This window comes from Streptomyces sp. DF42 (assembly GCF_058267695.1).
The window spans coordinates 422005-434881 of sequence record NZ_CM177859.1 but is presented as its reverse complement, the minus strand read 5'-3'; the positions used below and the strand labels follow the sequence as shown (position 1 = coordinate 434881).

12 protein-coding genes and 1 pseudogene are annotated in these 12877 nt (G+C 71.5%); 2 read left to right on the top strand and 11 right to left on the bottom strand.

Annotated elements, in window-relative coordinates:
* Positions 1-74 precede the first annotated feature (74 nt).
* Positions 75-1058, top strand: a complete 984-nt coding sequence (locus ACYUED_RS02075; protein WP_491290607.1) for an aldo/keto reductase — start codon at positions 75-77, stop codon at positions 1056-1058.
* A 15-nt stretch (positions 1059-1073) separates the two neighbouring features.
* Here ACYUED_RS02075 and ACYUED_RS02070 read toward each other — a convergent pair whose 3' ends face one another.
* Positions 1074-1430, bottom strand: a complete 357-nt coding sequence (locus tag ACYUED_RS02070; protein WP_491290606.1) for a hypothetical protein — start codon at positions 1428-1430, stop codon at positions 1074-1076.
* A gap of 161 nt (positions 1431-1591) precedes the next feature.
* Between ACYUED_RS02070 and ACYUED_RS02065 the strand changes: the two genes are divergently transcribed.
* Entirely contained in the window at positions 1592-2089 is a 498-nt protein-coding gene (locus ACYUED_RS02065; RefSeq protein ID WP_491290605.1) for a DUF6328 family protein, read from the top strand.
* Here ACYUED_RS02065 and ACYUED_RS02060 read toward each other — a convergent pair.
* From ACYUED_RS02060 to ACYUED_RS02015, 10 genes and pseudogenes are all read right to left on the bottom strand, one after another.
* The gene (locus tag ACYUED_RS02060) at positions 2013-2720 is read right to left on the bottom strand and encodes a DUF2238 domain-containing protein (protein WP_491290604.1); all 708 of its coding nucleotides are present in this window, start codon (positions 2718-2720) and stop codon (positions 2013-2015) included. The two genes, ACYUED_RS02065 and ACYUED_RS02060, sit on opposite strands and share 77 nt — an antisense overlap.
* Positions 2721-2809: 89 nt before the next feature.
* Positions 2810-3826 (bottom strand): hypothetical protein, encoded by a 1017-nt coding sequence (locus ACYUED_RS02055; RefSeq protein ID WP_491290603.1) that lies wholly within the window; start codon positions 3824-3826, stop codon positions 2810-2812.
* Positions 3827-3934: 108 nt separating this feature from the next.
* Positions 3935-4111 (bottom strand): annotated as a pseudogene (locus ACYUED_RS02050) (LLM class F420-dependent oxidoreductase); the annotation flags it as partial.
* Positions 4112-4208: 97 nt separating this feature from the next.
* On the bottom strand, positions 4209-5858 hold the full coding sequence (locus ACYUED_RS02045) for a protein kinase domain-containing protein (RefSeq protein ID WP_491290602.1): 1650 nt from the start codon (positions 5856-5858) through the stop codon (positions 4209-4211).
* A gap of 184 nt (positions 5859-6042) precedes the next feature.
* Entirely contained in the window at positions 6043-7002 is a 960-nt protein-coding gene (locus tag ACYUED_RS02040) for a threonine/serine dehydratase family protein (protein WP_491290601.1), read from the bottom strand.
* A 108-nt stretch (positions 7003-7110) separates the two neighbouring features.
* Positions 7111-8148 carry a polyprenyl synthetase family protein gene (locus tag ACYUED_RS02035; RefSeq protein WP_491290600.1) on the bottom strand — a complete coding sequence of 346 codons (1038 nt, stop codon included), beginning with the start codon at positions 8146-8148 and terminating at the stop codon, positions 7111-7113.
* Complete coding sequence (locus ACYUED_RS02030; RefSeq protein WP_491290599.1) at positions 8145-9185, bottom strand: tetratricopeptide repeat protein; 1041 nt, start codon at positions 9183-9185, stop codon at positions 8145-8147. Before ACYUED_RS02030 ends, ACYUED_RS02035 begins: the two co-directional genes overlap by 4 nt.
* Before the next feature lie 224 nt (positions 9186-9409).
* On the bottom strand, positions 9410-10087 hold the full coding sequence (locus ACYUED_RS02025) for an AIM24 family protein (RefSeq protein ID WP_491290598.1): 678 nt from the start codon (positions 10085-10087) through the stop codon (positions 9410-9412).
* 64 nt (positions 10088-10151) lie between these two features.
* Positions 10152-11552 carry a CAP domain-containing protein gene (locus ACYUED_RS02020; RefSeq protein WP_491290597.1) on the bottom strand — a complete coding sequence of 467 codons (1401 nt, stop codon included), beginning with the start codon at positions 11550-11552 and terminating at the stop codon, positions 10152-10154.
* Between the two features lie 109 nt (positions 11553-11661).
* Positions 11662-12858, bottom strand: a complete 1197-nt coding sequence (locus tag ACYUED_RS02015; protein WP_491290596.1) for a serine hydrolase domain-containing protein — start codon at positions 12856-12858, stop codon at positions 11662-11664.
* Positions 12859-12877 lie beyond the last annotated feature (19 nt).

Here is a 12877-nt window from a genome sequence, read left to right as displayed (position 1 = left end):
AGTGAATGACGTGCAGGTGGCGCACTGGATCGATCGGTTCCGCGTAAGGGCGTGACGGATGGCAGACTGACGCCATGAACGAGCGCACATTCGGTAGGTCGGGTCAGCACGCATCCGTCGTCGGTCTCGGGACGTGGCAGCTGGGCGCCGACTGGGGAGACGTCGACGACAAGGAAGCACTGGCGGTGCTGGAGGCGGCGGCCGAGTCGGGGGTGACCTTCTTCGACACCGCCGACGTGTACGGCGACGGGCGCAGTGAGCAGACCATCGCGGCGTTCCTCGCCGGCCGGCCGGACCTGCATGTGCTGGTCGCCACGAAGATGGGCCGCCGCGTCGACCAGATCCCGGAGAACTACGTCCTCGACAACTTCCGCGCCTGGAACGACCGTTCGCGGCGCAACCTCGGCGTCGACCGCATCGACCTCGTACAGCTGCACTGCCCGCCCACGTCCGTCTACTCCACGGACGAGGTGTTCGACGCCCTCGACACCCTGGTCGAGGAGGAGCGCATCGCGGCGTACGGAGTCAGCGTGGAGACCTGCGCGGAGGCGCTGACCGCGATCGCCCGCCCGAACGTGGCGAGCGTGCAGATCATCCTCAACGCCTTCCGCATGAAGCCGCTGCGCGAGGTCCTGCCGGCCGCCCAGGAGGCCGGTGTCGGCATCATCGCCCGGGTCCCGCTGGCCTCCGGCCTGCTGTCGGGCAAGTACACCAAGGACACCGTGTTCCCCGAGAACGACCATCGCTCGTACAACCGGCACGGCGAGGCCTTCGACGTGGGTGAGACCTTCTCCGGCGTCGACTACACGACGGGTGTCGAGGCCGCCGCCGAGTTCTCGGCGCTCGCCCCCGAGGGATACAGCCCGGCCCAGCTCGCCCTGCGCTGGATCGTCGAGCAGCCGGGAGTGACCACCGTGATCCCCGGCGCCCGCTCGCCCGAGCAGGCCCGCGCCAACGCGGCCGCGGCCAGGCTCCCGCAGCCCGGCGACGCGACACTCACCGCGATCCAGGACCTCTACGACCGCCGGATCAAGGACCAGGTGGAAGCCCGCTGGTAGCGGCGAAGGACCCGCTCACGGTTCCAGGAGCAGTTGCCACTCCTGCTCCTGGTCGCCGGAGACCGAGCCCTGGTCCTGGGCCGTGAAGGTGTGGAGGAGCGTTTCGCGTGCCGTCGACACGGCCTTCGGCGAGCCCTGGACGGTCAGTGTCACCGCACCGGACAGATGGCAGGTGACGGCGGGACCGGGCCTCGGCGCCGGCGCCGGCGCCGCCGGATCGTGCTCGAACCTCGCCGTGTGGACCGAGACGTCCTCGTCGGCGGGCGGTCCCTCCCGCGCCGTCCCGAAAGCGGGCTCCAGAGCCCGTACCACCGCGCGCGCGTCAGCGGTGGTGCCGCCGCTGACGGTGATCGTCAGTTCAGTGCCGGACATGGCTGTCGGACTCCTCACGTGATCGTCGTACGCCCTGCGCTCCGTGTAACCGCCTGCTCATCGCCCAAACAGCTCCCGATTCCCGCACGGCGCGGTCAAACGGGCGCGAATCGGGAACCCGGGTACGGAAGACATCCGGGGCGACGGAGCCGGGAGGAAGCGTGCCGGCCACGAAAAGCGGTGGAGACCTGAACGAGTGGGGGCGCAACGAGACCAAGGAGGAGCGAGCCGACCGGAAGTGGAGCGACCTGATCCAGGAGGTCAGGGTCGCCCAGACCGGTGTGCAGATCCTGTTCGGTTTCCTGCTCACCGTCGTGTTCCAGCAGAAGTACGCCACGCTGGAGGACACCGACAAGACCATCTACATCGTCACGGTCGTCCTGGGCGCCGCCACGACCGGCGCACTCATCGGGCCGGTCTCGCTGCACCGCGTGGTCGCCGGGCAGCGGATCAAGACGGAGGCCGTCGAATGGGCCTCCCGGATGACCTTCGCCGGCCTGGTGCTCCTGCTCGCCACCATGTCGTCCTCTCTCCTGCTCGTCCTTCGGGTCGCGACCGACAACGCGGCCGTGCCCTGGATCGTCACGGGAGTCGTCGCGTGGTACCTGCTGTGCTGGGTCGTGGTGCCGCTGTGGACGCTGCACCGCCATACGGAGTGAGGCCCAGGGCGTCGAGCTGCCGGTCGTGCAGCCGGGAGAGCACCAGCACCGAGACCGTGGCACCGATCAGCGCGCAGAACATGTCCCACTGCGTGTCCCACACATCGCCCTGAGTGGCCAGGAACGCGTCCGCGGAATGCCCGCCGATCACCGCGGCCAGCCACTCCAGCATCTCGAAGACGGCCGAGAAGGCGAGGCACGCGCACACCGTCAGCGGACCCAGCCAGCGACTGCCCCGCAGCGGCGAGGTACGGCTGAGCAGCTCCCGCACCAGCACCGCCGGGACGAACCCCTGCATGAGATGCCCGAAGCGGTCGTACGGATTGCGGTCCAGACCGAACGTGTCCCGCACCCAGTCGCCCAGGGGCACCTGCGCGTAGGTGTAGTGGCCGCCCACCGCGAGGACGAGCGCGTGCACGGCCAGCAGACAGCACAGCAGGTTCGTCAGCGGGAAGCGCCGCCAGGTGAGCACCACCAGCGGCAGCCCCATCAGCACCCACACCGTCTCCAGGAACCAGGTCGCGCGGTCGTGCGGGGCCCAGGCCGACACCGCCAGCCCCGCGACCACGACCGCGGCGAGCGCGGCGGGCAGTTGCCGTCGCGGGACGGCGGAGTGCACAACAGCAGTCATGGGGGCTCCTTCTCGTGGGAGCCCCCATGCTGGCCGAGCGGGCGGGCTGCGGCATGAGTACGGCTACTCAGCGCAGCCCGCCGAGAACCTCAGCCCTTGTCCCCGCGCAGGGCGCTCAGACACGTGACGATGGCCTGCTGAAGGTCCTCCAGACGCTGGACCATGTCGTCCTCGACGAACTCCTGCACATCGTCGAAGGTCAGCTCCTCGAACGCCTTCGTCGCCTTCTGCAGGCTGCTGTAGAACTTCGTCCGCCGTTCCTGGACACGCAGTTCGGGATCGGCCTCCACCGTCTCGGCGACGAGGGACTTCAGGGTGTCGTAGGCCTCGGTGGCCCACTCGCCGGTGTCCTCGTCGTCTTCCAGCTCGTCAATCAGCGACAGGTGCCGCTCGGCCTCCTGGCGCAGGTCGACCGGCGCGTCGATGGTCTGCCCCGCCGGGGTCCTGACCTGGCCCGACTCGGCGATCTGGCGCACGTAACCGATCCGGTCGGCCGACCTGCTCTCGCTGGCGACGGCCTTCTTGAGATCGTCGGTGCGGACGACGTCCCGCGCCAACTCGGCCTGCAGATCCGGGTCTTCACGGACCCGGTCGAGGAGTGCCTGGCGCGCCGCCCGGGCGGTGGAGGGGTCGGCGAGGATCGCGGCCCGCAGCGCGGTCGGGTTCTCGGCGACCTCCAGTGCCTTGGTGGGCCGGATGCCCTCGGCCTCGGCCGCCTCCGCGATGGCGGTGCCGCGCTCGGAGGCGGCGCTGTTGCGGGAGACGTAGTAGCCCAGCCACACGTCGGCGTCCGGCAGTTCCACCTCCTGGCCCGGCGCAAGTGCCTCGAAGTGCGGCACGAGACCGTCGTCGGCGGCCCGGTCCCAGGCCTTGTAGTAGCGCATGACGCGCTCCGGAGAGCAGCCGGCCAGGTCCGCGAACTCCCTCGCGGACACCTTCGGTGTCTCCTCCGCGCCCTGACCGCCGGGCCGTACGCTGCGGGCCACCATCAGGCCGAAGGCCCAGCCTCCGGTGCGCGCGTAGACGCCGAACTCACGCGCGTCGCGCGCCACGAGGTCGGACAGGGGCGCGGGGGACGTCTCGGACGGGTCGATCGCCAGTGTCACCGATGACTCTCCTGTGCAAAGCTGGTCGGACTGCAGAAGTGCAGACCGGCAGCCTATTGCACCCATTGACGGCGCTTTGACGGCCCTCGGTGGCCGGCCGGGACGGCCTCAGCCGAACGCGTCCCGCAGGGCCGGTAGCAGCGTCTTCTCCGACCAGTCCAGATAAGCGGGCTGCGACTCGCCGCCGATCTGCACGAGGGCGATCTCGCCGAATCCCGCGTCCGCGTAGGGGCGCACGGCCTCGACGAAGTCGTCGGGGTCGTCGCCGCAGGGGATCGACGCCGCTCTGGCCTGCTCACTGCCCGAGGGGACGTTCACGGTTCGGTGGCACACGACTCCACTGGGCAGCACGCCGCTGCGAGCGATGCGGGCGCCCCGCAGCTCAGCCTGAGGACGACCGGAAGGTCCGCAGGAAGGTGTCCAGGGCCTGCCGGTTCGCGGAGTCGTTCCAGTCGGCGGCCGGAGTCGTCCAGCGCAGCGAGAAGCTGCGGCCGCCGCCGAGCAGGAACCCGCGTCCGAAGGTGCGCACCTGTGTGCCGTCGACGTGGGAGAGCCACTCCATGTCGGCGGCCTTGTGGCCCTGGTACGTCGTCGCCTTGATCTCGCCGATCCGCTGGAAGCCGTCGTCCTTCTGCAGCTGGGGCTCGACGTCGTCGCGCCAGACGGCGACGGGATCGGGGCCCGCGACGGTGCTGTAGGTGACCGCGAGGGTGCGGGGATCGTCGTCCGCGCCGAAGGTGACGCGGTACGACAGGTCACGCACGCGCGAGGTCTGCACCCGTGTCCAGTCCTTGGGGAGGGCCACGGAGAAGCCCTCGGGGGCGGTGTAGCGGTGGAAGCCCGCCGGCAGTGCGGTGGCCGGCGGGGAGGACGAGGGCGGCGGTGAGGGCGTCGGTGACGCCGTGGACGTGGCCGTGGCAGTCGTGGCCGGGGGCGGTGCGGGCGCTTGTGACTGCCGGCCGTCGGGGCGGCTGTCCGGCGCGGTCGCGGACGCGGTGGCGGACGCCGGCGGCTGGGGCCCGGCACCGGCCGGGGACGTGCCGGTGCCGGGCAGCCGGCCGGTGACGGCGAGCGCCGCGGCCGCCACGGTGACGACGGCGAGGGCGGTCCCGAGGGCCATGGTGCGTCTGCTCCACCCGGGGCCGACATGAAGGGCGGCGGCGTAGACACCCCGCAGCCGGGGCCGGGGCACGGTTGCGTTCTCCGCGTCGGGGTCCTCGGTGAGGACGCGGGTGAGGGACTCGCGGACCACCTGCCGGGTCAGCCGCTCCCTGGAGTTCTTCCGCAGCAGGCCCTGCACCGTCTGGGTGAGCGGCCCCGCCCGCACCGGTGTGCGCAGCGGCAGCCGGTCCACGCCCTTCAGCGTCGCCTCGGGCCGGTCCCGGTCCCTGAAGGGCGGGCGGCCCTCGACCATCGTGTAGAGGATCGCGCCGAGCGCCCACAGGTCTGCCGCGGGCCCGATGCGCTCGTCACGGGCCTGTTCGGGGGAGGCGTACGACGGCGCGGTGAGCCGCGGCGCCAGGGTCGCGCCGGCCAGTCCGAAGCCGGTGACCACGACCGAACCCCGGTCCTGCACGAAGATCTGGCCCGGGCTGAGCTCGCCGTGGGTGATGCCCTCGCGGTGCGCCGCCTCCAGCACGTCGAGCAGCTCCAGACCGATACGCGCCGCCCGCACGTAGTTGAACGTGCCCTGCTGGGCGATGAGTTCGCCCAGGGAGGTGCCGTCGATCCATTCGGTGACGATCCACAGGTCACCGGCCTGCTCCACGGTGTCGACGACCGTCGCGACCGCGCCCGGGCACATCAGCCCCATGGTCTCGGACATGCGGATGATGCGGGCGGTCGCACGGGGCGCGGCCTCACCGTCGGGGTCGTCCGGGAGCGCGATCTGGGTGAGGAGATGGGCGCGCCCGACGTTGACGTCCTTGCCGTACCAGCAGACCCGGTTCGTCTCGCGTTGGACGACATCGACGAGCCGGTACCTTCCAGCGACCAACTCGTGCGTGAAGACATGCGCCTTGACCATGGTCATCCCTCGTCGAACCCCTGGGTCTCACCTTTCACAGAGGTACGGGGAGCGCGACGGTGTGTGTTCAAAGGATCCACAAATCATTGGCGGCCGAGGCCATTTGTTCACGTGCCGTTGGAGGATTTCGCGGAAGTTCCCTTTACCTGACCGGAATTCAACGGAGTGCTTTCCGGACGGCGCCACGGACTCAGCGCAGCCCGAAGCGCTCCGCCCAGTCCATGACGGCGCCGGTCGTCACGTTGCCCCCGCACACGACCAGACCGAGCCGAGCGCCCTCGCCGACTCGCTCCAGGACCCGCCGAGCAGCGGGCAGCAGACAGCCGGCGGCGGGTTCGGCCCACACCTTGGCGTGCCCGGCGAGGTCGAGCGTGCCCTGCACCGCCTCCCGGTCCGGCACCACGAGTACCTCCTGGACCAGCGCGGAGACATGGTCGTAGGTCAGTTGTGAGACGGCGGGCGCGCTGAGCGTGGACACGATGGAGGACAGGGCGACCGGTACCGGCCCGCCCGCCTCGAGCGCCTCGGACATGGCCTCGGCACCCTCGGTCTCCACACCCCAGATCCGCACGTCGGGCCGCCGGTCCCCGAGCGCCGCCGCGACACCGGAGATCAGTCCGCCGCCGCCGACGCTGACGAGGACGTCGGTGAGGTCACCCGCGTCCGCGGCCAGCTCCAGGCCGACGGTGCCCTGGCCGGCGACGACCACCGGATCGTCGAAGGGGTGCACCAGCGTCAGCCCCTCCTCCCGCAACCGCGTCGCGAGCGCGAACGCCCCGGGCATGTCGTCGGTCAGCCGCACCGACGCACCGGCTGCCTCCGCGATCTCGACCGACCGCGCGGGCGCCGAGCGCGGCATGACCACCGTGGCCTTCACATGGAGGGCCGCGGCCATGACCGCGAGGGCGATCCCGTGATTGCCGCCGCTGACCGCCACGACTCCGGCGGCCCGCTCGCCTTCGCTCAGCGAGAGCAGCTTGGCCGTCGCCCCGCGGGACTTGAACGAGCCGGTGCGCTGCAGCAGTTCGAGCTTGACCGTGACCGGCGCGCCGAGCAGCGTGGTCAGTCCCGGGCTCGGCAGCGTCGGGGTACGCACCACGTGTCCGGCGATGTGCTCGGCCGCGGCTTCGACCTCGGAGATCCCGATCAAGACAGCCACCTTTCCCGCACGGGAGCGACGACCCGTGCCGCTTCGACCCTTGCGTGCGAGACGGCCTGGGTCAAACGCATTCGGACCGGCGGGGAGGGCGGCGGTCTCTCAGACGTCCCGCCGCATCAGATACCCCAGCAGCGACCGCAGCTCGTCCACCGCCTCCGTCTCCAGGGCCCCCTCGGCGAGAGCCGTCTCCACCGCGGTGATGTGACGCCGTGCCTCGGCCATTGCCGCCGACCGGCCTCCCAGCACATCGATCAGCGCGGCCGCCTCCCCGGGGTCCCCGCCCGCGGCCAGCAGCGCGGCGAGCCGCCGGGCCCCGGGGCCGTCGGAGTCGAGCGCGGCCAGTACCGGAAACGTCTTCTTCCGTTCCTGGAGATCGCCGTGCACGGGCTTGCCGGTGACCGCGGGGTCGCCCCAGATACCCAGGACGTCGTCGACGATCTGGAAGGCGATCCCGAGGTGGCGCCCGGCACGGTCGAGGGCGTCGACGGCCGAGGGCGCGGCGCCGCCGAGCAGGGCGCCGAGCGCCGCCCCGCAGCCCAGCAGCGAGCCCGTCTTGTGCTCGGCCATCGCCCGGTACTCCTCCGGCCGCACCCGCTGCGGTCCCGTCCAGGGGCGGGAGGCGAACAGCAGGTCGTCCGCCTGACCGCGCACCAGGTCACCCAGGGCCACCGACAGCACCCGCACGGCCTGCGGGCCGGCCGGCGCCGCGGCGAGGGTCTCGACGGCCAGTGCGAACAGGGCGTCGCCCGCGAGGACCGCGGGCCCGGTGCCGTAGGCCTTCCACACGGCGGGCCGGCGTCGCCGGGCCGCGTCGCCGTCCATGATGTCGTCGTGGAGCAGGGAGAAGGTGTGCACCAGCTCCACCGCGACCGCCGCGGGTACTCCCGCCAGTCCGGGTGCCCCCGCCGCCTCCGCCCCGAGCACGGCCAGCGTCTGTCGCACGCCCTTTCCGCCGGACGCGGCGGCCGGCGCACCGCCCACCTCGCACCAGCCGAAGGAGTACGCCGCCATCTCACCCACCCAGGGATGCATCCGCGCGACGGCCTCCACCAGCGCGGGCCGCACCAACTCGCGGCAGCGGTCGAGGACGTGAGGAGCGTCGACGGGCGCCCGCAGCGCCGAAGGAAGGGCGGTCACCGTGCGACCTCCGCCACGATGCCGAACTCCTCCTGCGCCCGCGCCACCATCTCCCGTGCGTGCCGCAGCCCGATCCGTTCCAACGCGCGTGCCAGATCGGTGAGTTCGGCCGCCGTCTCGGTTCGGTCGCGGCCCAGCCGGGCCAAGGACTTGGCGAGCCCCAGCCGGGCCAGCGCCTCCCCGCGCGGCTCGCTCATCGCGCGGAACTCATCGAGCGCCTGCTCGTACAGGTCACGGGACTCGGCGTAACGTCCCGCCCGGTACAGGACGTTGCCGCGCATCTTGTGGTTGTAGGCCAGCGCGCTGGACAGTTTCATCGCACGGCACGTCGTCTCCGCCTCGGACAGCAGCGCGAGCGCCCGCTCGACGTCCTTGTCCCGCACGGACACGATGTCGGCCAACCCGCGCAGCGCCCAGGCGTGACCGCGCCGGTCGTCGGCGCCCGCGGCTATCCCGGCCGCCTCCTCGAACAGGGCGTACGCCGTGTCGTACTCACCCGTGTTGCGGTGGATCTGCGCGATGCCCTCAAGCGCCCACACCGTGTGCCGAGCCTCGCCGCGCCGCCGGGCCTCGGCCAGCAACTGCTCGTGCAGCCTGCGTACGGCCTCGTAGTCGCCCTGGATGCGGCCGGTCTCGGCAAGTCCCGCGAGCGAGTAGCCGCGTACGACGACGTCGCCGCCCTGTTCGCCGAGTTCGGCCGCGAGCCCCAGCAGCCGCCAGGCCAGCGGGAAGGCGCCCCGCTGCCGGGCCAGGGTGCCGCCGCTCCACAGTGCCCACGCCATGGCCGCGGTGTCCCCGGCCTCCCGCGCCGCGCGGTAACTCGCCTTCCACGCGCGCTCGGCGTCCCTGACCTGCCCCAGCCTGCGGTGAGCCTCGGCGACGGCGAGTCCGGAGCGGGCGGCCTCCCCCTGCTTCCCGGCCTGCTCGGCAGCTCTCAACTCCCGTGTGCCGGCGGCCAGTACGTCGGTCAGCGAGGAGTTCACGGAGAGAGTGGTGAGGGCGCCCTGGTACTCCGGGGCGGATGCCTTGCCGTACATGGATCCCTTTCGGTCCGTATACACCGCATCTCTACGCGTTGCGTATACATGTCGGGTATACATTCTGCGTATACATGGCGTGTATAGAGCTTCGGAAACGTGCCCTGGCCCGGGAGGGCCAGGGCGTCACCTGTTGTGGATCAAGACGTCGTTGCCGCCGTGAAGGTTGCTCGTGATGCGCAGATCACATCAGCGGACCGGTCCAGAGGCTCAATTCCCGGGCCTCAGTGCTGCTGCGCCTTCTGCGGCGTCGCCTCGCTCGGCCGCACGACCACGTACCCCTCGCCCTGCAGCATCAACTGCACGGCCTCCCCGGAACCGCCGCGCAGCATCGAGCCTATGGACTGCGAACGGTGCAGAGAGGTCTGCAGACCGGCCGTCCAGCCGACGACCGCGTCCGTGTCGACGTACACCGGGAACTGCGCAGAGACGGGGATGACCAGCGGATTGCCCTCGCACACCAGGCCCAGCCTGCCCTGCCCCGTGAAGACGCTGTTGAACAGGCCGCCGCCGGCGATGCCCGCGCCCTTGACCGTCGAGATCCGGTACGACAACGAGGCGTCGAAACACAGGACGTTGCGGCCGTTGACGGTGAACTCGTCGCCGGGATCGACGTCGACGATGAAACAGTTCTGGGCCTCGTGCGCGAACCAGGCCTCGCCCTGTCCGCGTACCGCCATCAGCGGCAGCCCCTCACCGGTGACCGCGCGCTTGAGCATGCCGCCCACGCCCTGGCCCTTGCGTTCGAACTGGAGGCTGCCGCGGTAGGCGACCATCGCGCCCTGACGGGCAAGCATCTCGCCGTTCACCACGTACTTGACGCATTTGGCGTTCTCGACGGTCATGCCCGCTTCGGTGGCCGGCTGGACCATGTACTCACTGGAAAAGAGGGAACCCTTCATGCGCGCATCCTGTCCCGGAGTGTTCCGTTCCGCCAAGATCGCGGTGCGGCGAGATCTTCGGTGGTCAGGCGCCGAACAACTGGGTCCAGTACGTGCCTGCCGGGCCGCCGCCCACGAAACCGATCCCTATGTGAGTGAAGTCTGGTTTGAGGATGTTGGCGCGGTGCCCTGGGCTGTTCATCCAGCCGTCCACGACCTCGGCGGGGGAGCGTTGGCCGCAGGCGATGTTCTCGCCGATCGAGCGTCGGCGCGATCCCGCGGCGGCGGCCCGGTCCCAGGGCTGGGTGCCCTCCGGCGAGGTGTGCGAGTAGAAGGCGCGGGCCACCATGTCCGCGCTGTGCGCCTGCGCCGCGGTGGCGAGCAGGGGGTCGCCGGCCAGGGGAGGCAGACCGGCCCGGGCGCGCTCCCGGTTGGTGAGGTCGACGACCTCGGCCGCCGTCCGTGTCAGGTCGCCCGGCGTGAGGGGCCTCGCCCACAGCGCGGTCCAGTACATGTCGCCCGAGCGCCCGTCACCGACGTACGCCACGCCCGCCTGCGTGAAGGCCGGGTCGCACAGGGTGCGCCGGGACCGCCCGTCGCCCAGGCAGTACCGGACGAACTCGGAGGGTGTGCGCGGGCCGGAGACCAGGTGCTCGCCGATGGTGAGGTACGCGTACCCGGTGGCCGTGACGCGCTGGTGGACGGAGACTCCGTCCCCGCCCTCGACACCGAGGAGCCCCGCCGCGGCCATGGCACCGGCATGGGCGTGCGCCGCGGACATCAGACGGGCGTCGAGGACGACCGGCGGTGAACCGGCCGCGGCGCGGGCGGAGTTGACCAGCCCGAGGAAGCCGCCCGGGTCGGGGGACGGCGGTGGCGCGGGGGGCACGGCGGGCCGTGTCGGGGATGGCGGTGTCGGGGACGGGACCCGCCCGTGGGGGGTCCGCCGGGTCGGCGGCGACGTCGGCGGCGGTCCGGGTGCCGTCTGTGCGGGCGCCCCTGCCGTCTCGTCGATGACGTCCACGCCGAAGTCCCGCGCGAGACCGGCGAGTCCGTCGGCGTACCCCTGGCCCAGGGCTCGCAGTTTCCAGCCACCCGCCCGCTGATAGATCTCCGCGAGCAGCAGCACTGTTTCCTGCCGCGGGGGCGGCGGGGCGAACCGGGCGAGCCGGCGGCCGCCGGGAGCCGTGACGAGGAGCGTGGGCGCGGGGAGGCGGCCCAGGGGAGTGCCGGGCTCGGCGGAGCTGACGACGACGGTGATCCTGGTGGCCCCGGCGCGCAGTCGCGGCGGTTCCACGGTGAGGGTGTCGCCGTCCAGCCGGGCGCCCGGAGCGGACGGCTGGTTGTAGAAGACGAAGTCGGCGTCGCCCCGGACCTTTCCCCCGTCGTCCGTGATGAGCGCGGACACGTCGAAGGGGCCGGGCACCCGGACGGTCACGGCGCCGCCCGGGAGGGGCATGTTGCCGCCGGGGACCAACTCGCTCATCGTGCCGCCCTGGTGTCGTCGCACTCGCCTCGGTGGGCTCGTCCGGACAACGTCCACCAGGGCGGCGCGGTTCCCGCCGGGCCGGCCCCTACGACGGGCTCCCGCCCGGTCAGTCCCGTACGACTCCCGGAGCGACGTCCTCGTGGCGCTCGACGGCCGGTACGGCGCGCCGCACCTTCGCCTCCTTGCCGCAGAACGCCGACTCCAGCGTGCCGAGCATCGTGCCGAGCACGGCACCGTTGTTGGACGTGGTGGCGAGTGCGGTGAGGCTGCGCCTGCCGTCCTTCGAGGCGAACGCGTACGTGTAGTAACCCTGGACGGCGCCCGTGTGCCCGTACACCGAGACCCCGCACGACAGATCACGGCGCCGCAGCCCCAGCCCGTACGCCTGGGTGCTGTCGACCCGCACCATGCGCTCCATCTGCTTCAGCTGTGCGGACGACATCAGCCGGCCGCCGAGGAGGGCGGACAGGAACGTGTTGAGGTCCCGGGTGCTGGAGATGACCGCGCCCGCGCTCTGCGCCCAGGACACCGTCTGCTCCGTGGCGTCGACCAGGGGCGTGCCCGCCTCGTCCGGCGTGAGATAGCCCTTGGCATGCCGCCCGGGAATCTTCGTGCCGGGGTGGAGGTAGAACGTGTCGCGCAGTTTCAGCGGCTCGAAGATGCGGTTCTCGTACTCCGTCCGTACGGAGTGGCCGGACAGCTTCTCGATGAGCATCCCGGCGACGACGAAATTGGTGTTGGAGTACGCGTACGCCCCGCCCGGAGCGTTGGTGCGCGCGTGCCGCAGTGAACCGTCCAGCAGCTGACGGTAGGTGAAGACCTTGGTGCGGACCGCCTCGAAGCCGGGGACCGTCTTCGCGAACAAGTCGTTGGTGTAGTCGTACAGACCGCTGCGGTGCCCCAGCACCTGACGCACCGTGATCCGGCTGTCGGGGAGCAGCCCCGGCAGGTAGTGGTCGACGGAGGTGTCGAGGTCCAGCTTGCCCTCGTCCGCCAGCTGCATCAGCACCACGGCGGAGAAGGTCTTGGTGACGCTGCCGATGCGGAAACGGTCGGCGGTGCCCAGGGCCCGTCCGCTCGCGCGGTCGGCCACGCCCACGGCGGCCCAGCCGACCGAGCCGTGGTCGTCGATCCGTGCCATCGCCCCGGGCGCTCCCCGCTCGACCGCGGTGCGCAGAACGCCCTGAAGTCCGGCGAGGTCGGGCTTCGGCAGCGACTCGGCCGAGGCGGCGTGCGCGGGGACCGTGAGGAGCGAGAGCAGGGCCGTTCCCAGGACCGCGCTCCTGGATGCGAGATGGGTCACATTCACCTGAGGCAACTTT